Source organism: Rhizobium sp. 21-4511-3d, assembly GCF_053522545.1.
The window spans coordinates 44,852-64,375 of the sequence record NZ_JBNWCF010000012.1 but is presented as its reverse complement, the minus strand read 5'-3'; the positions used below and the strand labels follow the sequence as shown (position 1 = coordinate 64,375).

18 protein-coding genes are annotated in these 19,524 nt (G+C 59.3%); 9 read left to right on the top strand and 9 right to left on the bottom strand.

The window, feature by feature from the left end; all coding sequences use genetic code 11:
• The first annotated feature begins 27 nt into the window (after window positions 1–27).
• From ACQZ5H_RS23900 to ACQZ5H_RS23885, 4 genes are all read left to right on the top strand, one after another.
• Window positions 28–1,905 carry an amidohydrolase gene (locus ACQZ5H_RS23900; RefSeq protein ID WP_203431342.1) on the top strand — a complete coding sequence of 626 codons (1,878 nt, stop codon included), beginning with the start codon at window positions 28–30 and terminating at the stop codon, window positions 1,903–1,905.
• A gap of 221 nt (window positions 1,906–2,126) precedes the next feature.
• The gene (locus ACQZ5H_RS23895; protein ID WP_203431645.1) at window positions 2,127–2,564 is read left to right on the top strand and encodes a DoxX family protein; all 438 of its coding nucleotides are present in this window, start codon (window positions 2,127–2,129) and stop codon (window positions 2,562–2,564) included.
• Window positions 2,561–4,159: an MFS transporter gene (locus tag ACQZ5H_RS23890; RefSeq protein WP_148195370.1), complete on the top strand. Its 1,599-nt coding sequence runs from the start codon at window positions 2,561–2,563 to the stop codon at window positions 4,157–4,159. The genes ACQZ5H_RS23895 and ACQZ5H_RS23890 overlap by 4 nt, the downstream gene beginning before the upstream one ends.
• A 993-nt stretch (window positions 4,160–5,152) precedes the next feature.
• Window positions 5,153–5,296 carry a hypothetical protein gene (locus tag ACQZ5H_RS23885; protein WP_162708699.1) on the top strand — a complete coding sequence of 48 codons (144 nt, stop codon included), beginning with the start codon at window positions 5,153–5,155 and terminating at the stop codon, window positions 5,294–5,296.
• A gap of 1,024 nt (window positions 5,297–6,320) precedes the next feature.
• Here ACQZ5H_RS23885 and ACQZ5H_RS23880 read toward each other — a convergent pair.
• Together ACQZ5H_RS23880 and ACQZ5H_RS23875 are read right to left on the bottom strand one after the other, a co-directional pair.
• Complete coding sequence (locus ACQZ5H_RS23880) at window positions 6,321–6,824, bottom strand: HWE histidine kinase domain-containing protein (protein WP_449099203.1); 504 nt, start codon at window positions 6,822–6,824, stop codon at window positions 6,321–6,323.
• A gap of 3 nt (window positions 6,825–6,827) precedes the next feature.
• Window positions 6,828–7,778, bottom strand: a complete 951-nt coding sequence (locus ACQZ5H_RS23875) for a PAS domain-containing protein (protein ID WP_246777692.1) — start codon at window positions 7,776–7,778, stop codon at window positions 6,828–6,830.
• 318 nt (window positions 7,779–8,096) lie between these two features.
• Between ACQZ5H_RS23875 and ACQZ5H_RS23870 the strand changes: the two genes are divergently transcribed.
• Window positions 8,097–8,315 (top strand): PAS domain-containing protein, encoded by a 219-nt coding sequence (locus ACQZ5H_RS23870; protein ID WP_203431340.1) that lies wholly within the window; start codon window positions 8,097–8,099, stop codon window positions 8,313–8,315.
• A 573-nt stretch (window positions 8,316–8,888) separates the two neighbouring features.
• Here the strand turns inward: ACQZ5H_RS23870 and ACQZ5H_RS23865 are convergent.
• The 4 genes from ACQZ5H_RS23865 to ACQZ5H_RS23850 form a co-directional block, all read right to left on the bottom strand.
• Window positions 8,889–9,407 carry a DUF992 domain-containing protein gene (locus ACQZ5H_RS23865; RefSeq protein ID WP_203431339.1) on the bottom strand — a complete coding sequence of 173 codons (519 nt, stop codon included), beginning with the start codon at window positions 9,405–9,407 and terminating at the stop codon, window positions 8,889–8,891.
• 47 nt (window positions 9,408–9,454) lie between these two features.
• Window positions 9,455–9,715 (bottom strand): BON domain-containing protein, encoded by a 261-nt coding sequence (locus tag ACQZ5H_RS23860; protein WP_112717071.1) that lies wholly within the window; start codon window positions 9,713–9,715, stop codon window positions 9,455–9,457.
• A gap of 60 nt (window positions 9,716–9,775) precedes the next feature.
• Window positions 9,776–9,955 carry a CsbD family protein gene (locus ACQZ5H_RS23855; RefSeq protein ID WP_112717069.1) on the bottom strand — a complete coding sequence of 60 codons (180 nt, stop codon included), beginning with the start codon at window positions 9,953–9,955 and terminating at the stop codon, window positions 9,776–9,778.
• A gap of 148 nt (window positions 9,956–10,103) precedes the next feature.
• Window positions 10,104–11,615, bottom strand: coding sequence for a helix-turn-helix transcriptional regulator (locus ACQZ5H_RS23850; protein ID WP_203431338.1), 1,512 nt, complete (start codon window positions 11,613–11,615; stop codon window positions 10,104–10,106).
• A gap of 155 nt (window positions 11,616–11,770) precedes the next feature.
• Between ACQZ5H_RS23850 and ACQZ5H_RS23845 the strand changes: the two genes are divergently transcribed.
• From ACQZ5H_RS23845 to ACQZ5H_RS23835, 3 genes are all read left to right on the top strand, one after another.
• On the top strand, window positions 11,771–12,538 hold the full coding sequence (locus ACQZ5H_RS23845) for an EAL domain-containing protein (RefSeq protein WP_449099150.1): 768 nt from the start codon (window positions 11,771–11,773) through the stop codon (window positions 12,536–12,538).
• A gap of 177 nt (window positions 12,539–12,715) precedes the next feature.
• Window positions 12,716–15,883, top strand: a complete 3,168-nt coding sequence (locus tag ACQZ5H_RS23840; protein ID WP_449099149.1) for a PAS domain-containing protein — start codon at window positions 12,716–12,718, stop codon at window positions 15,881–15,883.
• 388 nt (window positions 15,884–16,271) lie between these two features.
• The gene (locus ACQZ5H_RS23835; RefSeq protein WP_112717061.1) at window positions 16,272–16,466 is read left to right on the top strand and encodes a hypothetical protein; all 195 of its coding nucleotides are present in this window, start codon (window positions 16,272–16,274) and stop codon (window positions 16,464–16,466) included.
• A gap of 65 nt (window positions 16,467–16,531) precedes the next feature.
• Here ACQZ5H_RS23835 and ACQZ5H_RS23830 read toward each other — a convergent pair whose 3' ends face one another.
• The gene (locus ACQZ5H_RS23830; protein ID WP_203431335.1) at window positions 16,532–17,479 is read right to left on the bottom strand and encodes a LysR family transcriptional regulator; all 948 of its coding nucleotides are present in this window, start codon (window positions 17,477–17,479) and stop codon (window positions 16,532–16,534) included.
• Between the two features lie 62 nt (window positions 17,480–17,541).
• Here ACQZ5H_RS23830 and ACQZ5H_RS23825 point away from each other — a divergent pair, with 62 nt between their 5' ends.
• Window positions 17,542–18,465: an SDR family NAD(P)-dependent oxidoreductase gene (locus ACQZ5H_RS23825; protein ID WP_203431334.1), complete on the top strand. Its 924-nt coding sequence runs from the start codon at window positions 17,542–17,544 to the stop codon at window positions 18,463–18,465.
• A gap of 67 nt (window positions 18,466–18,532) precedes the next feature.
• Here the strand turns inward: ACQZ5H_RS23825 and ACQZ5H_RS23820 are convergent, their stop codons facing one another.
• Together ACQZ5H_RS23820 and ACQZ5H_RS23815 are read right to left on the bottom strand one after the other, a co-directional pair.
• Window positions 18,533–18,979 carry a carboxymuconolactone decarboxylase family protein gene (locus ACQZ5H_RS23820; RefSeq protein ID WP_112717055.1) on the bottom strand — a complete coding sequence of 149 codons (447 nt, stop codon included), beginning with the start codon at window positions 18,977–18,979 and terminating at the stop codon, window positions 18,533–18,535.
• Window positions 18,980–19,072: 93 nt separating this feature from the next.
• Window positions 19,073–19,513, bottom strand: a complete 441-nt coding sequence (locus ACQZ5H_RS23815; RefSeq protein WP_449099202.1) for a cupin domain-containing protein — start codon at window positions 19,511–19,513, stop codon at window positions 19,073–19,075.
• Between the last annotated feature and the right edge of the window lie 11 nt (window positions 19,514–19,524).

Below are 19,524 nucleotides of genomic sequence, written 5' to 3'. Positions count from 1 at the left end.
TTAATAATAAAGCCAGGAGCATTTCCCATGTTCGCCGACCTCATCCTCCACCACGGTCTGATCACCACGCTCGATCGCACCAATCCAACTGCCAGCGCAGTCGCTATCAAGGACGGGACCTTTCTTGAAGTCGGCACCGACGCCGAGATCATGGCGCTCGCTGGCCCCGACACCAAGATCGTCGACCTCAAGGGCAAGCGCGTCCTACCCGGCCTGATCGACAACCACACCCACGTCGTGCGCGGTGGTCTGAACTACAACATGGAACTGCGCTGGGACGGCGTTCGTTCGCTGGCTGACGCGATGGACATGCTCAAGCGTCAGGTAGCGATCACGCCGGCCCCGCAATGGGTTCGCGTCGTCGGCGGCTTCACCGAACACCAGTTCGCCGAAAAGCGCCTGCCGACGATCGAGGAGATCAATGCGGTTGCGCCCGATACGCCGGTCTTCCTGCTGCATCTCTATGACCGCGCGCTTTTGAACGGTGCTGCGCTCCGCGCCGTCGGCTATACCCGCGACACACCGAACCCGCCCGGCGGGGAGATCACGCGCGACGCCAACGGCAACCCGACCGGCATGCTGCTTGCCAAGCCGAACGCCGGCATTCTCTATTCGACGCTGGCAAAAGGCCCCAAGCTGCCCTTCGACTACCAGGTCAATTCCACCCGACATTTCATGCGCGAGCTCAATCGTCTCGGCGTTACCGGTGTGATCGACGCCGGTGGCGGCAATCAGAACTATCCCGATGACTACGAGGTCATCCAGAAGCTCTCCGACGAAAATCAGCTGACAGTTCGTCTCGCCTATAACCTGTTCACCCAGAAGCCGAAGCAGGAGAAGGAAGACTTCCTCAACTGGACGTCTTCGGTCAAATACAAGCAGGGCAACGACTACTTCCGCCACAATGGTGCCGGCGAGATGCTGGTCTTCTCCGCCGCCGATTTCGAGGACTTCCGCCAGCCGCGCCCGGAAATGGCGCCGGAGATGGAAGGCGAGCTCGAGGAAGTCGTGCGCGTTCTCGCCGAAAACCGCTGGCCCTGGCGCATGCACGCCACTTATGACGAAACCATCTCGCGCTCGCTCGATGTCTTCGAGAAGGTCAACAAGGACATTCCGCTCGAGGGCCTCAACTGGTTCTTCGACCATGCCGAGACCATCTCGGAGCGCTCGATCGACCGTATCGCGGCACTCGGCGGCGGTATCGCCACCCAGCATCGCATGGCCTATCAGGGCGAATATTTCGTCGAGCGTTACGGCCACGGCGTTGCCGAGGCCACGCCGCCGATCCGCCGCATGCTCGACAAGGGCGTCAATGTTTCGGCCGGCACGGATGCGACGCGTGTCGCCTCCTACAATCCGTGGGTATCGCTCTCCTGGATGGTGACGGGCAAAACGGTCGGCGGCATGCAGCTCTATCCGCGTGCCAATTGCCTCGACCGCGAGACCGCGCTCAGGATGTGGACGGAAAAGGTCACCTGGTTCTCCAACGAAGAGGGCAAGAAGGGCCGCATCGAGAAAGGCCAGTTCGCCGATCTCGTGGTGCCAAGCAAGGACTTTTTCACCTGCGCCGAGGACGAGATCTCGTTCCTGACCTCCGATCTGACGATGGTCGGCGGCAAGATCGTCTACGGCTCGGGTGACTTCGCCAACTACGACGAAAGCAATATCCCGCCCGCCATGCCGGATTGGTCTCCGGTGCGCAAGTTCGGCGGCTACGCTGCCTGGGGCGAACCCGAAGGGGCGGGCGCACGCTCGCTGCGCCGCACGGCCATCTCCACCTGCGGCTGCGCCAGCGACTGCGGCGTTCATAGCCACGACCATGCCGGTGCCTGGACCTCGAAGCTGCCGATCGCGGATCTCAAGGGCTTCTTCGGCGCACTCGGTTGCTCCTGCTGGGCCGTTTGAGGCTGACGCGATAATCGAACGACGTATCGGCCTGGGCAGCGGGAGACCGCTGCCCCAGGCTTGTTTTATAAGAGGGGAAAACTCCCGCGAATAATTGCGTTTATCGCAATTAAATCGAAACTATTGATGCAATTGTTGGCCGCAATGGTTCCCGGCAATATCGCTCCATCAGACGAACACAGCGCCGCTCGAACCGACCGGCCCAGATCGCAGGAGCAATGATGACCAGCCACTCTCCTTCAAACTCGCGCAGGCTTCTGGCCGATGTCGTTTCGGCGCCCGCCGTGCGAACGGTCGCGCTGCTCTCGCTTTGCGCCGCCTATATCCAGGGCCCGCTGACCAAGATCTTCGATTTCGGCGGCGCGATCGCCGAGATGGAGCATTTCGGTCTCCACCCGGCCCCGGTCTTTGCTGTCGCCGTCATTGCCTTCGAGCTGACTGCGTCGGCCCTGGTTGTCTCTGGCACGCTCCGGTGGGCAGGCGCTCTCGCGCTCGCCGGCTTCACTGTCCTTGCGACCTTCATCGCGCTCCGCTTCTGGGAACTGCCCGCCGGCATGGAGCGGATGATGGCAACCAACGCCTTCTTCGAACATCTCGGCCTCGCGGGGGCCTTCGTCCTCGTCACCATTTTCGATATCACCAAGGGAGCTGAACAATGAGCACCACAAAGTCGCCCGGGGGCAGCTTTGCACCGCTTGCACAACCGGTCTTCGCGGTCCTCTGGGCTGCGACCGTTCTCGGCAACACCGGCAGCTTCATGCGCGATGTCGCCAGTTCCTGGCTGATGACCGATCTTTCGGCCTCGCCGGCGGCTGTCGCCATGGTCCAGGCGGCGGGCACGCTGCCGATCTTCCTGCTCGCCATCCCGGCCGGCGTCCTGACCGATATTCTCGACCGGCGCAAGTTCCTGATTGCCGTCCAGCTGCTGCTCGCCTCTGTCAGCATCAGCCTTATGGCTCTTGCCCAGACGGGCATGCTCTCGGTCAGTGCCCTCATCGGTCTGACATTTCTCGGCGGTATCGGCGCTGCGCTGATGGGGCCGACCTGGCAGGCGATCGTGCCCGAACTCGTCAGACGGGAAGACGTCAAAAGTGCCGTGGCGCTGAATTCGCTCGGCATCAACATTGCGCGGTCGATCGGGCCGGCCGCAGGCGGTCTTCTGCTTGCGGCGTTCGGCGCGGGTCTCACCTATGGTGCTGACGTCGCGAGCTATATCATCGTCATCGCAGCACTTGTCTGGTGGCCGCGCGCCAAAAATTCGAATGATGCTTTGCAGGAGAATTTCTTCGGAGCCTTTCGCGCTGGCCTTCGCTACACCCGTGCAAGCCGCCCGTTGCATGTCGTGCTGCTGCGCGCTGCAATCTTCTTCGCCTTCGCCAGTGCGGTCTGGGCCCTTCTTCCCCTGGTAGCCCGCCAGCTTCTCGGCGGTGGTGCAAGCTTTTATGGTATCCTGCTTGGCGCGGTCGGTGCCGGTGCGATCGGCGGAGCGCTCGTCATGCCGAAGCTGCGCGAACGTTTGAGCGCCGATGGCCTGATGCTTGGCGCAGCCATCACCACCGCTATCGTGATGTCAGTCCTGGCCCTTGCGCCTTCGAATTCGATTGCCATTATCGCTCTGCTTTTTCTGGGCGGGGCGTGGATTACCGCTCTGACAACGCTCAATGGTGCCGCTCAGGCTGTCCTTCCGAACTGGGTGCGCGGTCGTGGTCTTGCCGTCTATCTCACCGTTTTCAACGGCGCGATGACGGCCGGCAGCCTTGGCTGGGGCGCCGTCGGTGAAGCAGTTGGCGTTTCCGGCGCGCTGGTGATCGGCGCGGCCGGTCTGCTGGTCGCCGGGCTCATCATGCACCGCGTGAAGCTGCCGACCGGGGATGCCGATCTGGTCCCGTCGGCCCACTGGCCGGAGCCTCTCGTTGCCGAGCCCGTCGCTCATGACCGTGGACCGGTCCTGATCCTGATCGAATATCATGTCGAAAAGCAGCACCGCAAAGCGTTTCTGCACGCCCTCGACACGCTCTCCCAGGAACGTCGTCGCGATGGCGCCTATGGCTGGGGCGTGACGGAAGATTCCGCCGATCCAGAGAAGATCGTGGAATGGTTCATGGTGGAGTCCTGGGCCGAGCATCTTCGCCAGCACAAGCGCGTTTCGCATGCCGATGCAGACCTGCAGGGCAAGGTGCTCGCGTACCATACGGGGACCGAAAAGCCGGTTGTACGCCACTTCCTGACGATCGACAGACCAGGTGCAGCATGATCAGCTCACCCGCCACCTCGCCGACCAACGCAATCCAGTCTTTCATTTTATGGGGGTCTCGTAGACCTGCCGCGACGATCTACGTCGACCGGGTCGCCGGCCTCGTCCCGGAAAAGTTCAAGCATATCTCAGAACTCGAAGAGACCTCCGAGAAGGGAGCTGCGAGTTCAAGGTGATCGATCTTGACTAACGGGAGCCGCCTCGACAAATCGCTCGTGACCGGAAGAAAGATGCCAACGCCAAGGAGATCGAGTGGGGTGTGCATGATAACTCGGCCCTCAATAAGCATGTTCGAGGGCCGACCGCTAAGCGGCTTCTCGCCGTACGCGGGGCCCGGTTTTGACCGGCTCGCACGGGGTATGCATCAGGCGATAAGCCCACCGAAGGCTGCCGACGAAAAGACGAGGTCCAAAGGGTTCCAGCTCAGATGGGCCCAGCCCGTCGGCGGGGACCGCGTCGATGGCGTCTGTCCGCTTCCTGTCGTTGATAAACCTTGAGGAAGACGCCGAGGATCATGTTCATCTTCTCATGAAGCGACGCGTGCATTTGAACGGCCGCAGGTTTTTCATCGGCTTCCGTGACCGTGATCGCGCGATCATATGAAAGCTGTCAGATGGTGTTAGACATGCGTGAAGATGGGATCCGCGCTAGCCAATGGATGATGAACGGGTTGCTGCGCTCTTGCAGATGCCAGTCAATGCCAATAACAATATCGCATTGATGGCAAACCGTTCTCCATCAACGACTTGGCAGCCACCACGAATTAAGCCTTGTGGTGGCTTTTTTCTTGGAACCAGTAAGCTCACCGCAAGTTGTTACGCTGCCGCTCGGCGCTCTTTCAGTCGATTGTCAGAGTTTCTTCCTGCGTATGCCGAGCGGCAAACTCCTCTGTACTACCCATGCGGCATCAAAGGCCAAAAATAGTCTACCCATGGTAAGCTTCGCTTAAGAGTCATTAGCAAAGATGAATATGCGGACAGTCAGGAGGTAGATATGTCGCAAGTTCATCTCGTCGATCATCTGGAAGCAGCAAAGAAGTTGGCGGAATTGAGCGACAAACCTTTTGTCGCGTACATGATCCAAATGGCGAAAGATGCGGCCTTGAGACCAGAAACAGAGCGAAAACGCGTAGCCTAGGGAACTTCAAGGCTCCACGCAGGTTGACTTTGTGCCGCCCGGCGCTTTGTTTACCTGTTCGAGCAAGCTACCCCAGTTCTTGCTAAGTCGGGCGGCAGTTCTCAACTGTATGACCAACTGCGCCGGTGGAAACACCGGCGCCTTTTTTGCAAAAAAAAGACCCCGGAACCACCTTTGCCCTGGATCCCGGGGTCTCTTCATGCGCACCAGCATTTCTCGTGATGGTTATCTCAGGTCCATCACGAGCGGATTGCTAAAATAGGGCGCAGCGATTTGTCAACATGGGTACAATCCAATTTTCCAAGATTCGATGGAACCCAACGTCACCCGAGTCGTTTAATCGGCGAACGTTATGGAAACCCAACCGCACGCGTTCAATCTCTGCTCCCCTCAGAACCCATTGGCAGAGATAATGAAAGCCCACGCGCCGCCCTCGCGTGGGCTTTTTCTATGCAGGAATGCGATGAAGCTTAGAAGTTCAGCCGGGGATACATTCGCTCTAGCTCCTTTTTGATCGCTTCAATCTCACGCCGCTTATTCTGCATTAGCCAGATGAAGTTCCCCAGAACCAGCTCAGCCCAAGCAACCCGCCGATCACTTCATGCCGAAGCCCGGCCATGCGCACGGTGATCATCCCCAGGAGGAAGGATGCAAGGCTAGCGATCACTGCAACTGCCATCGGCGATACCCATTCGAACTGATTGAAGAGACCGCCCAAGGTGAGAGTTAGAGGCAGCTTGGACGGCCTCAATGGAGCGCGGTGGAGGTGCGCTCCCGGAAACAATTTACACGATCGATGCGCGTTTCTTCAAGCGAGTTCGTCGCACGGATGGGGCTGGGTTGAGCCTTGGCTTGTGCGACGATCTCTTTGTGCGACGGGTTCACCGCCGTACCTGAAACAGTGGCGAGGCCATTTGGCGGCCGCGAGCCGCGTCGGGATGGCGGCGCGGCTGCTGCCTTCATGTCACGAAAACCGACCTGGAGTAGCGCGGTAGACCGAGCAGCGTCGTCACAGTCGCCTCCTTCAGCAAGGCTGCGTTAGTGCATCTTTTGAAGTCGTAACGGTAAACGACAGACCCTCCGGGCGAAATTCGATGTCGGCCTTGCCACGCAGGCTCGCGCCGAGCATCTGAATAAGTTTCGTTCCGAAGCCTCGTCGTCTCGGCTCCACGACAGTCGGCCCGCCGGATTCGCGCCATCGGAATTTGAAGTCGCCTCCACCGACACTCCAGTCGATATCGACGTGGCCATCCGGCACGGAAAGAGCGCCGTACCTTGCCGCGTTTGTCGCGAGCTCGTGCAGAGCCAGCGAAAGGCTTGTATTCGACCGATGTGAGACCTCGAGGTCAGGCCCGTCGGACGCGATGCGGCCGGCCTCGTTGAAAGGCGCGACTGCCTGCTCCACTATCTCGCGCAAGCCGAGCGTCTCGAACTCTCGCCCGCGCAGAACGTCTGCGGAGCGGGACAAGGCTGCCAGACGTTCCGATATTGTCGACCTCATCCTCTCGATCGACTGGTCTGCACGCAGCGACTAATTGACGATCGACTGGGTGGTCGCCAGCATGTTCTTCATCCGATGTCCCATTTCCTGGGCCATCATCGCGCGATAGGCCTCCGCCTGCCTGCGTTCGGTCGTGTCGATCGAAACGCCGCTCATCTGCAAAGGCCGTCCCGCTTCGTCGAACTTCGTCTCCGCCCGGACTTCGATCCACGCAGGACTGCCATCCGGCTTGATGATCCTGTACTCGACATGAAGGTTGCCATCGGACGCCAGCGCCGCCGCAACGGTCTGCTGCCACCGTTCCAAATCATCGGGATGCACTGATGCTCGCAAATCGTCGTAGGTGAAGTTCTCGGCAGGTTGGCGTCCGAAGTTCGCCTTGCAGATCGGCGAACAGACCAGCCGCCCGTCCTGAACGTCCAGCGTCCAAACTCCAAGGCCGCCCGCCTTGAGGGTGAAGTTTAGCCTCTCCTCGCTTGCCGTCAGATCGACGATCCGGCGCTGGAGCGTGGCTTCCAGCTCCTGCTGCTCCGGACGGGACGGCGCTGTCCGCTCCGAAGTCGCGTCATACTGGGAGGCAAAGAAATAGGTCAGCTCCCCGCCGTCGAAGACCGGTGATATGAGCAGCCTGTTCCAGAACAGCGAGCCGTCCTTACGATAGTTGAGAAGGTCTATCTCGATGGGGCGTTTATCGGCGACCGCTTTTCGGATTCTTTCGACGTCGTGCGAATTCGTGCCGGGTCCCTGGAGAAAGCGGCAGTTCCGTCCCAGCGCTTCCTGGCGGCTGTATCCCGTGAGGGCGGCAAAGGCTTCGTTGACGAAAACGATTGGGTTGTCCGGGCGACGGGGATCGTTGATGATCATCGGCATCCGCGAGGCCCGCATCGCGGCAGCGAACGGATCTGATCCTGAGCTGGTTTGATTGATCTCGCGGTCGATCCGTCGTTCTTCGGTGCTGTCAATTAGCAGGTTAGTATACACCTTTTGTTCCCTTGTCACTGTCTTGGCTGATCACACCAATTGCGAGGTGCGTACGGCAAGGCGGGGCGGAGTTATGGTTGATTGAGGAGGGATTTTTCTAACCAGGACAAGAAAGGTTATAGACACTATCGACAACGTCTCTTTGTCTTCCCCGAATCCGAGTAAATGCGGGACCATATCCTGCGCCGAAACTGACCGTGTGGACTTTCAGAGGCTGACGATGCAGGACACCGACCAGAGACGGCTGGACGCCAGGACAGCTGGAAACCGCCTAGCGGATGCGCATGTGCGGGAAGACCCGTTGGCCGCGGAGCGCGCATGCCGATGATCGGCACCGATCCGAGCCAAGACGACAACTCGATTATTTTCTGCAACGCGGCGTTCCAGAAGCTGACGGGCTATTCTAATGCAGACCATATCGGCCGGAACTGTCAGCTCTTGCAGCGGGCTGAGACGGATCGGGCCGCGGTGTCGCGCATTCGTGAGGCGATTTCACTGAGAGCTTACGATCGATTTTATCGAGTCGATCAAGCGTGACGACATTCGCCTGACGCCGATACCTCGCCGGACTTCGTGCCGGCCGTGAAGGCGACGCCTCTGTCGCTCATCGTCAACGAGCACGTCGGCGACGCGGGGCGCTGGGGCCTTGGCGACGCAGGCGGGGAGATGAACCTCGTCGTACGGCGCTTCAATTGGCATTTTCATACGGGTCGAAGTCGGAGCCTGTCGAGCCGGACAACGTCAGCGCCGAACTGGGAAACAAATTGCTTCAGGCTTAGGCCAATCAGCTGAGTGCCGAATGGGCTCGGCAGATCGCGTGGTTGGGGTCTGGCGTTCAAGCTTTGTTGCGACTGAACTGACACCCTAATCTAAGGCGCTGCCGCTTTGCCGGTTTCTGCAGAAGAGTTCAATGCCATCCACTCACTTTCACCATGCCGGTGCACGTCCCAGCAGCGTGACGACTACCCTGCTCGATGCGTCTTGGCTCTCCGATACCAGCTGGGTATTACCTTGTAGTCGGCATCCAAAATCATAAGAGGGGCACAGCCTTGCCCCTCTAGTGCGCCCGGCGATCGGATTCATGGCCGTCGGGATGAGAACGATCGCGGATTAGTCTGCCTTACGGAGTTGCAGGCGCGAGACGCCGGCTGCGACATTGAGACCGGTCCCGGCTTCAGCACTGAGCGGCTGCAGGCCAAAATTGGTGGCATTGCCTCCAACCAGCGCGTTTGCCCCCAGGCCCAAACCAAGAGATGCGCCAGCGGACGCTCCGACATAGGTCCCGGCAAGGCTGCCTTCGCCAACTGTCGTCGGCTTCGTGTTGACCACGATCCAGCTCAGATAGGATTTGCCGGTCACCCCGACATCAATGCCGAGCTTTCCGATCGTACCGTTGTAACGTTCGACCTTCCCGGTTCGCTGCTTGAACTGGCAATCCACCGCGCGGCTGGAGCCGATCAGAAGGCCAATACCGCCGGCGACTTCGCAGGAAAGCGTACCCAGCCGCTCTTTCGGCTGTGACGCAACCTGCTGCTTATGCTGCCTTTTGCTGTGGTGGGTATCGGCTGCCGCGGCAACGGAGCCAAAGCCAAGTGTGGTGGCCACCGCGAGAACGAGCGTCTTTTTCATGGTCTCTTCCTTGTTTGAAACATAGCGGTTCTGTTTTGCGATCAGCTTCAGGCGCGCCTTGACGTGACAGCGACCTGCAGACCACAAATTACCTGTTTTGACGTGAAGTCGGCAGCAATCGAGGTCGCCATACGTGAGGCTTCCTCTGACGACGCCATACCGGTCAGCATGATGGCGCCGTCAACTACTTCAACTTTGATCTGACAATCTTCTAGACCGTAGGTATAGGCCAAAAGGCACCTGATCGCCTCACTACTCGCAATGGGGTCCGCAGCGGTTGCTACGCTTGCAAAAGATTGAAAAAGCATCTGGCGTGATCCTTATTGGGTGATGACGGCTCGCCTTTGTAGCGAGCCGTCATCACAACCTCACTTCAGCGCATCCTTGACGGCGTCCTTGCCCTTACCAACGGCGCCTTGTACCTGGCCGGCGGCCTTGTCGACCTTGCCTTCTGCCTCAAGTTTCTCGTTGCCCGTGACTTTGCCGGCGACTTCCTTGATCGTGCCCTTCAGTTCCTTTGCGGCACCTTCGATACGGTTCTTATCCATAATGCAGCCTTTCCTTAGACAGCGTTTCGATCACTGACCCCGGTGTCGACCGGCGCCATGAACGAGAAAATAAGGCTGCACCTAGTGAAAACTCAGAGCTGAAAGTACTAGGGCGATTAGTATCCCGTGACCTTTTTTGCGGTCGAAATCACTTTTTTCTCGGTTTTCTCCCAGGCTGCACCCGATGTTTTTGATCGGGTGCTGTAAAGCCGCGCTCACGCGCCCAAATCACCGCAGCAGCTCGGCGGTTGACGCCGATCTTCGCATAGAGCGAAGCGACGTGGTTTCGAATGGTGTTTTTCGAAAGATGGAGCGTTTCTCCCATCTCGGCGTCGCTCTGGCCGTTGCAGATCAGGCCAAGAATTTGTCGCTCTCGCTCGCTGAGCTCCAGCAATTCTGTCGTCGGGGCTGCCGACCCTTGCTTGAGCGTTGCAAGACGCTCAACGATCGAACGGCTAAACCATGACGTATCGGCCATGACACTTTCGATCGCCTCGACGAGCTGCGCCTCGCTGCGCCGGCGTTCTGTCACATCCTGAAGCGCCCAGACAACACACTGCTCGTCATTGATTTCGACGCGCTCGGCGGAAACCAGACAGTCTGCAAGATCACCGTCTCTCTGTTTCAACCGCATCGGTTCTTCCCGAACGAAGATATTGTCACGCAGCTTCTGCTCCAAAGCGCGTCTGGCGGCGATGTCCTGCCAAAGGTGAAGCTCGCCGGCAGTCCGGCCGACAACTTCCGTCAGCTGGTATCCGGAAATCTGCAGAAAAGCGTCGTTTGCTTCTGTAAATACGAAGTCGTCGAGCCGTGAAATCGCTGCCGGAGCAGGGGACAGCCGGAACGATTTTGAAAACCGCTCTTCGCTCTGGCGAAGTGCGTTTTGGGCCTTTCTCCGGGCGTCGAGATCGGCGAAGGTAAACAGCATGCACGGTTCTTCGACCACGGAAATCGGCTCACCGGCGACGATCACAAGCCGGTCGCCACCGCCAGGCAGAGGCACCAAGGCCTCGCGATGGCGTATCACCCGGCCATCGTTGAGTTTCGAAAGGGCATCATCGGCGGTTTCGCAGTTCGAAAACAGTCCGATCGCCTCGACGGTTCTGCCGATGACATCGTCCTTGGTGAAGCCGGTCATCTCCAGGAATCCCTCGTTGACACGAATGAAGCGCTGATCGTCGAGCCGGCAGATCAGGCCAGGGGCCGGATTGGCATTGAACGATCGCTCGAACCGCTCCTCCGCTTCAAAGCGTGAGGTCTCGTCTTTGACGATCAGGGCCAGTGCGTCAGGCTTGTCGCCAGCGTCGGTGATGAACATCGTGCGAACGGTGTGTACCCAGACCAGGTCAAGGTCGGCTGCCGGCGATATCTCGACTGTCACATCGTCGATTGTTTCGCCAGCGAGAAGCCGCTCTATCGGGTATTGGCCTGCCTCCAGAAGATGATTGTTACGATACCGCAGGGTGAACGTTCGCCGATATCCTGCTGCGTCGCCTCCGAGTTCCTCAATGCTACTCACTCGATGCATGGCAAAGGCTGCTGCATTGGCCCATGCTATCCGGCCTCCCTCTTCTAAAAGGATGATGCCGTCACTGAGGCCTCCGATCAGTTCTTGAAGGCTACCCTTGTTGATCTTCGGCGGCTCAGGATTTTCGCTCATGTCGTCCCTCAAGTGTATCGGTGGACCATAGGTCGCGTCCCTGGAAGCGATGTAAAGGGTGAGTGTTAAGCAACGACCGCGATTTATCGTATTGCCGAGCAACGAAAGTTTAATCGGCGATCCGGTAAGGCTTATCATCTGATGGAGGGCTCTATATGCCAACGCACTGTGATGGCTGCCGCGATGGCGCTGCTTTCGAGGTTCCTTTCTCGATGGCGTTTCAGCCTATCGTGAATATCAGGACTGGCGCTGTTTTTGCGCACGAGGCCTTGGTGCGGGGTCCGAATGGCGAGGGGGCTGGTTCGATTCTCAGCCAGATCAAGGATAGCAATCGTTATGCTTTCGACCAGCAATGTCGGGTCAAGGCGATCGAATTGGCTTCGGGCCTTTACGATCCGGCTGATGACGTGAAGCTTTCAATTAATTTTATGCCGAACGCCGTTTATGAACCGCGGGCTTGTATTCGACTTACACTGGCCACCGCGATGAAGACGGGCTTTCCTCTCGATCGTATTATTTTCGAATTTACCGAGAACGAGCAACTCGATACCAAACACGTCCTTCATATCCTTCGCACCTACAGAGACATGGGATTTAAAACCGCGATCGATGATTTCGGGGCGGGTCATTCGGGTCTTGGGCTTTTAACCCATTTCCAGCCTGACATCGTGAAGCTGGATATGGATCTGATCCGTGGGATCGATGTCGATCCGGTGAGACGCAAAATTGTAAAACACACGCTCGATATGCTCGAGGGCCTGGCAATTGTCCCTCTGTGCGAGGGGGTCGAAACGGTCGATGAGCTGGCGACGCTGAAAGATCTCGGCGTATCGCTCATTCAGGGCTATGTACTGGCAAAAGCGAGCTTTGAAACCCTGACAATGCCTGCAGCTCCTGGCGACCAGGTCTTAGCCGTAGCTTAGCAACGAACTGCAAGCAATCGCTATCACTGGAGCTGTGCTGAAGGCGCTCAGCAACGATGCTGTCGTTTCCGATTATCGAGATCCAAATATTGGCGGAAAGCCGGGTCATCGAGAGCAAGAATCCCTTGTGGAGCGCCACACGTTGACACATGCAAAATTCCATGAGACGAGCCAATTATGGCCAAACGTCTCACACGCAATTTCACGTTGACCCCCGAACTCGAGGGGTTCATCTCCGAATGTTTGTCGTCCGGCGACTACAGTAACGCCAGTGAGGTTGTCCAGTCGGGGCTACGATTGCTTCGCGATGGACTGAGACCGGCGGCAACAGTCGCATCAGCGTGGCCGATCGGAGGCGGGGTCTGCGGAAAAATCATTCGGGAGATAGACTGGTCTGCGACTGCCCTTGGACCGATGAGCGGTTGGTCTGTCGAACTCCGCACGACTATCGCCAACATTGTGAACTCTCCGGTCGCGAAAGTGCTGATGTGGGGACCGGGCCATGTGATGGTCTATAACGACACTTACGCGAAGATCGCAGGCGATAAACATCCAGGCGCTCTCGGCAGCAACGTCGCGGAAGTCTGGCCTGAGATCTGGGACTGGAACCGCGACATGCTTGAGGCCGGCCTTGGCGGGGAGCTTCGTTCCTATCACGATCAAAGCATGACGCTCATCCGAGATGGGCGGCCTGAGGAATTTATCTTCGATCTCTTTTATACGCCGGTATATGAGGCTGATGGCAAAATCGGCGGCGTGATGTGCACGGTCGTCGACAACAGTGACCGCGTCGCGATGGAAAAGCGCATGAAGGACAGCGAAGGTAAACTCCGCCGCGTGACCGATGCTGTGCCGATGCTGATATCGTATGTGGACCGTCAGCACATTTATCGCTTCGCCAATCATGCCTACGAGACGTGGTTCGGGATGAAGCCTGATGACATGATCGGTAGACACATCGGCGCAGTGATTGGCCAGGGGCCGTACGAAAACCGGCGGCCTGACATTGATCGCGCATTGGCTGGTGAAGTCGTGACAGGCGAGGCCGACATGCCGGTCAACGGCGGCGCGCCGCGTCGTCTCGAGATCCGTTACGTACCCCATGTCGAGGCCGACGGGTCAGTACCGGGCGTCTACATCCTTGGCATCGATATCGAAGATCGTGCTGTGCGCGAAGCCGAGCTGGAAATGAGCAATAGCCGCTTTCGCACGGCTATGAACGCGGTGCATGGTGTCCTCTGGACCAATAGTGCCGATGGTAGAATGGTCGGAGAACAACCGGGGTGGGCAGCACTCACCGGTCAGACTTTTGCTCAATATCAAGGTTTCGGTTGGGCGCAAGCGGTGCATCCGGATGACATGGATGCCTCAGTCGCGACCTGGAACGCGGCTGTCGAAGCCAAATCCATGTATGTGCATGAGCACCGCGTCCGCCGACACGATGGCGCCTGGCGCCAGTTCGCCATCCGGGCCTTGCCGATCATCAGTTCAAATGGCGATATCGTCGAATGGGTGGGCGTACATACCGATATCACCCATCAGCGCGCGGCGGAGGCCACTTTGCGCGATCAGGCGGACGTGCTTGCTCGCCAGGTCCGTCACCGAGAACGGGCCGAAGAGCAGCTCAAGCAGCTGAATGAAAATCTTGAGGCGCGGGTTATCTCCGAAGTCGCCGAGCGCCGTCAGGCCGAAGTAAAGCTGGCGCAGGCCCAGAAGATGGAAACAGTCGGGAAACTGACCGGCGGCGTCGCGCATGACTTTAACAACCTGTTGCAGGTCGTGAGCGGCAATCTGCAACTCCTCTCGAAGGAGGTCACCGGCAACCAACGCGCCGAGTCGAAGATCGCAAACGCCATGGCGGGCGTATCGCGTGGCTCCAAGCTGGCAAGCCAGCTCCTAGCCTTTGGGCGCCGTCAGGCGCTAGAGCCTAAGGTGGTCAACATCAGCCGGTTCGTCCGCGACATGGATGATATGATCCGACGCGCAATCGGCGAAGCCATTGAGGTTGAGACGGTTGTTGGAGGAGGGCTTTGGAATACCTTCATCGACCCGACGCAGATCGAAAATGCTCTCCTTAATCTCGCGATCAACGCACGCGATGCCATGGAAGGACGGGGTAAACTCACCATCGAGCTGTCGAATGCGCATCTTGACGATGCCTATGCGCGCTCGCATGACGAGGTCACCCCCGGTCAATATGTAATGATGGCGGTGACCGATACTGGGTCGGGCATGCCGCCTGAGATCATCGAGAAGGTGTTTGAGCCGTTTTTCTCGACGAAGGCAGAGGGCAAAGGCTCCGGTCTCGGCCTGTCGATGGTCTACGGCTTTGTCAAGCAGTCGGGCGGGCATGTCAAAATCTACTCGGAAGTTGGTCACGGCACGACGATCAAGCTTTATTTGCCGCGCGCGATGGAGGCGGAAGATGTCGAAGTCGCCGTCGATAATGGGCCGATCGTCGGGGGCACGGAAACTGTCCTTGTCGTCGAGGATGACGCGCAGGTCCGCGAGACTGTCATCGCGATGCTGACCGACCTCGGATATCGCACGCTGAAGGCGGTTGATGCATCGAGCGCGCTGACGGTGATCGATAGCGGCATTCCGATCGATATTCTTTTCACTGACGTCGTGATGCCAGGCACGCTCAAAAGCCCCGAACTCGCCCGCAAGGCGAAAGAACGACTGCCGAATATCGCTGTCTTGTTTACGTCTGGCTACACCGAAAACTCGATTGTTCACGGCGGTAAGCTCGATGCAGGGGTCGAGCTGTTGTCGAAGCCCTATACCCGTGAGGCGCTTGCGCGGAAATTCCGGCATGTTTTGGCCAATCAAGCTCAGCGTAAAGATCAAAAGTCAACGGGACTTCCGCCGGAGCCCCTGCCACAACTGGACACGCCGGTGACGTCCGCCAAGAGCGCAGCGGCGGTGACTGCGGAACACGTCGCACGCATAAGTGTATTGCTGGTCGAGGACGATGCGCTCATCCGCATCAATACGGCCGAGATGCTGCAGGATGCCGGATTGATTGTCGTCGAGGCGGGAAGTGCTGAGGAAGCCGAAGCGGCTCTGCAGACGATGAAAGTCGATATCCTCATGACCGACCTCAATCTACCAGGCGCATCGGGATTAGAGCTGGCGGCTGAGGCCAGGGCTCTGAACCCGTCAACGACGATCGTATTCGCCACCGGGGATCCGACGGCTGTGCGCGGTGAGACAGGTGCCATCGTTTTGGCAAAACCCTATGACGCCGCGAAACTCGCTGAGGCCTTAGCCACTACAGGGGCATATCGTTTCGCAGAAGGAAATCCGGCGCGCAGCGGCGCCGTCGAAGAGGACAAAGTTTAGGTGCAGTAGCCGCTCCCGAGCCTGAAAATTCCCTTTCGGAGTGCTTGGTTGCGGCGCCGGTGACGTTGGCCGCCCATGCTGGTCATGGAAGTGATCTGCGGATGACATCGACGGGGCGATGAATTGCTGTGCCTGATGCCTCCATCGGCCTTTGACGAAGGAACGGTCGACGCATCGCGGGCTCTTGAAAGCTTCTCGAAACGCCGGCGCGGTATCGAGCCTCATCGGCTACCTGCGTCCATTGGCTTCGTTGTACACCATAAGGACCTGCCGCGTCGGCGCGGTGTTGCGGCCCGCACGCGTGTTGCGGCAGCGCTCGACATCCCAGAGCAGATCGTGAAGATCCACGAAGTCCGGCCATTCATGCTTGAAGGAAAAGCGTCCGCACATGATCAGTCTTTCTTCAGAAGGCAAGATTGCGTTCAACGTCTCGGGTCGCGAGGACTGTCAACATGGCGTTGTCCGCCAATTCGACGAGCGCGGCAGCTATCTCTTCGGGACGCCAGCCGGCCGCACTGCCCGCAAGTGTGACCTCCGACATGCGATCGGCCAACGCTTTCTGGCATCTCGGGAAGCGATCTGAGTGAGCGTTGGGAGGAGGGGGCGACAGCTTTCATGCCCGGGAGAATGGTGCCGCTTGGGTCGTCGTCAAGGCGCAGCTCGTAACGATCCTTCGGCCTTCAGGAAATTAAGGAAGGCGCGCATGCCCGAGCCGAGATGGCGGTGCCGCGGGTAGTAGAGACAAAGGCCCGGGTAGGGCGGTGTCCAATCGTCCAGCACCTGCTGCAGCTTGCCGTTGGCGAGAGCGTCGGCCGCCATCCATCGCGTCACATATGCAAGACCGATACCGTCCAACGCCGCTGCCAAAAGAAGTCTGGACTGGTCGACGACGAGATTGCCGGGCGTTGTCACGACGACGTCCTCGCCGCGGCGCTGGAACTCCCAGCGATAGATCGACCCGTTCGCCATACGAAGCTGGACGCACTGGTGCAGCGAAAGGTCCGACGGTATCTTGATGGCGGGCGCGCCACCAAGATAGGCAGGCGACGCCACGACGATGTGCTGCTGGTCTGGACCGATAGCGACCGCGACCATCTCGTCGGGTACAAGTTCGGCCGCCCGGACCCCACAGTCGTATCCTCCTTCGGCGATATCGACCAGTCTCCCCTCGGAGCGGATTTCGAAGCGCATGGTGGGCTGGAGCTTCATGAAGCGGGTCAGAAGTGGCATCAGGACCTGCTCGGCGGCATTGGCGTCGCAGTTGATCCGTATCAGCCCGGACAACGAGGTGCTCTGTTCGTGCAGCTCCTCGACCGCGAGGCCAATTTCCGAAAGCGCCGGCATAAGCCGTTGCGCAAGTCTCCGCCCCGGTTCCGTCAGCGATACGTTCCGGGTCGAACGGTGAAAAAGCTTCACCTTGAGACGCCTCTCCAGTCCGGCGACCGCGTGGCTCAGCGCCGACGGCGTCTGGCCGAGCCTTCGCGAGGCGGCACGAAAGCCGCCGTGCTCGGAAACGGCAAGAAAGGCCGCGAGCTCGCCGGGCGGGAGCGAGCCGACTGTACGAATTATCTCATCATTGCGTGTAACCTCTGCCATCTAGTTCACGAATGCCACGCGCTTATCTTTCGGGCAAGTCGAATGTTCGAAGGAGTAGGACCATGACTTCATCCATCCCATTTGGGTTCTCGTCGACCGCCGCTGACGTTCTGGAAGGCGTCGAGCTTGCCGGACGAAATGTCATCGTCACCGGGGGCGCCGCGGGCATCGGGATGGAGACGAGCCGCGCACTCGCGGCGGCAGGCGCGGCTGTAACAATCGCGGCGCGCCGCCCGGACGAGGCCGAGAGAGCTGTCGCCGAGATGAGGCAGGCAATGCCCGCCGCTCGGCTAAGCGTTCGTCGCCTCGACCTCTCCGATCTGTCCTCCGTGCAGGAATTTGCCGAGTCCTGGGACGAACCCCTTCACGTCCTCATCAACAACGCGGGCGTGATGGCCATTCCCGAACTGCAGAGGAGTGCGGAAGGGAGGGAGATGCAGTTCGCCACGAACTATCTGGGGCATTTCGCGTTGACGCTTGGCCTGCGAAAGCATCTGGCCAGCGCGAACGGCGCCCGCGTCGTTTCCGTCGCCTCGACGGGTAACCTGTTTGCACCGGTATTCTGGGATGATCCAGACTTCCGCTTCATTCCCTACGATCCGCTGCTTGCCTACGGGCAGTCGAAGACGGCCTGCATTCTGATGTCCGTTGGTATCAGGCAGGCGTGGGCATGCGACGGAATCACGTCGAACGCCCTCAACCCCGGAGCGATCGCTACCGGCCTCCAGAAGCACACTGGCGGCCTTCGCACACCCGAGCATCTGCGCAAGACGATAGAGCAGGGGGCATCCACGACGGTGTTGCTTGCGGCGTCGCCGCTTGTGGAGGGAATTTCCGGCAAATATTTCGATGACTGCCAGGAAGCCCCTGTCGTCGACGAGCGCGGAGCCTTGCCGTTCAAGGGAGTAGCAAGATACGCGGTTGATGCACAGAACGCTTTCCGTCTTTGGGAGATGGCGACGCGGATGGTCTCGTCGCCGCTGTAGTCGGCGCAGCCTGCCGGACCTTTGCGCAGTCCGGCGGGCCACTTTCTTCCGAGTGCTGCGGGCCAAATCAGGCCTTTGCCGCCACCGGAAGGCGAAACGGCGCGCCGAGGCGGTTGAAGGCGTTCATAGCGGCGATCGCGATCGTCAGATCGACGAGGTCCTTCGGGTCGAAGGCGGCCGCAGCGGCAGCATAGGCCTCGTCCGACGCATGGGTCTGGCTGACATTTGTCACTTCCTCTGCCCAGGCGAGAGCGGCGCGTTCCTTGTCGCTGAACAGGTGAGGCACCTCGTCCCACACGGCAACCAGCGTGATCTTGTCGATGGACATCGTCTTGCGCAGATCGCGGCTGTGCATGTCTATGCAGTGGGCGCAGCCGTTGATCTGGGACACGCGCAGAAAGACGAGGTGGATCAGCTCTGCCGGCAGGTTTGTCTTGGCCGTGACATAGTGGTGGACACCGAAGAGCGCCTTGGCACCCTCGGGGGCGACTTCGGACCAGTTCATGCGGGACATGTTGTTTTCCTTTTTTGAGGACACGGCTTTCCGATCGCCGGAGAAGCCGTCGTTGGTTGATCTGTGGTTTAGCGAATAGGTTCGGAGGACGCTTTACGGCTTGCGCGGCGTCGTCAGGACGGTGTCGCTGGTGTCGACGACGAAGACGGCGAGCAGCTTCGCCGGTTCAGTCTTGCTTGCATTGGCGCTGACGTCGTGCCGGTCTCCGGGCAGCTCGGTGAAGTTCTGACCGGCGGTAAAGGTCTTCGTCTCGCCACCATTCACGGCGCTCTGGATCGCGCCTTCTAGGACCGTGGCATAGATCAGCGCAGACTTCGCATGCGTGTGGGCGGAGCTGTAGCCGCCGGGGCCGTACTCGACGAGGACGCCCTTGAGGCTCTTGCCGGGAACGTCGGGCAGGGGATGCTCGTAGACGAGCGTCACCTTGGCATCCTTCGTATCGTACGCGAGTCCTGGCTTCGCGACATCGTGAGCGGACGCGGTGGCAAGGGTGGCCGCGAGTGCCGCAGCCGCATATGAAATGGTCTTCATGATCGTGCGCTCCT

Excerpts from the sequence above, each read along its gene's own strand:
- ACQZ5H_RS23900 (WP_203431342.1), top strand. The coding sequence starts at position 28 with ATGTTCGCCGACCTCATCCTCCACCACGGTCTGATCACCACGCTCGAT.
- ACQZ5H_RS23895 (WP_203431645.1), top strand. The coding sequence starts at position 2,127 with ATGACCAGCCACTCTCCTTCAAACTCGCGCAGGCTTCTGGCCGATGTC.
- ACQZ5H_RS23890 (WP_148195370.1), top strand. The coding sequence starts at position 2,561 with ATGAGCACCACAAAGTCGCCCGGGGGCAGCTTTGCACCGCTTGCACAA.
- ACQZ5H_RS23885 (WP_162708699.1), top strand. The coding sequence starts at position 5,153 with ATGTCGCAAGTTCATCTCGTCGATCATCTGGAAGCAGCAAAGAAGTTG.
- ACQZ5H_RS23870 (WP_203431340.1), top strand. The coding sequence starts at position 8,097 with ATGCCGATGATCGGCACCGATCCGAGCCAAGACGACAACTCGATTATT.
- ACQZ5H_RS23865 (WP_203431339.1), bottom strand. The coding sequence starts at position 9,407 with ATGAAAAAGACGCTCGTTCTCGCGGTGGCCACCACACTTGGCTTTGGC.
- ACQZ5H_RS23860 (WP_112717071.1), bottom strand. The coding sequence starts at position 9,715 with ATGCTTTTTCAATCTTTTGCAAGCGTAGCAACCGCTGCGGACCCCATT.
- ACQZ5H_RS23855 (WP_112717069.1), bottom strand. The coding sequence starts at position 9,955 with ATGGATAAGAACCGTATCGAAGGTGCCGCAAAGGAACTGAAGGGCACG.
- ACQZ5H_RS23850 (WP_203431338.1), bottom strand. The coding sequence starts at position 11,615 with ATGAGCGAAAATCCTGAGCCGCCGAAGATCAACAAGGGTAGCCTTCAA.
- ACQZ5H_RS23845 (WP_449099150.1), top strand. The coding sequence starts at position 11,771 with ATGCCAACGCACTGTGATGGCTGCCGCGATGGCGCTGCTTTCGAGGTT.
- ACQZ5H_RS23840 (WP_449099149.1), top strand. The coding sequence starts at position 12,716 with ATGGCCAAACGTCTCACACGCAATTTCACGTTGACCCCCGAACTCGAG.
- ACQZ5H_RS23835 (WP_112717061.1), top strand. The coding sequence starts at position 16,272 with ATGATCAGTCTTTCTTCAGAAGGCAAGATTGCGTTCAACGTCTCGGGT.
- ACQZ5H_RS23830 (WP_203431335.1), bottom strand. The coding sequence starts at position 17,479 with ATGGCAGAGGTTACACGCAATGATGAGATAATTCGTACAGTCGGCTCG.
- ACQZ5H_RS23825 (WP_203431334.1), top strand. The coding sequence starts at position 17,542 with ATGACTTCATCCATCCCATTTGGGTTCTCGTCGACCGCCGCTGACGTT.
- ACQZ5H_RS23820 (WP_112717055.1), bottom strand. The coding sequence starts at position 18,979 with ATGTCCCGCATGAACTGGTCCGAAGTCGCCCCCGAGGGTGCCAAGGCG.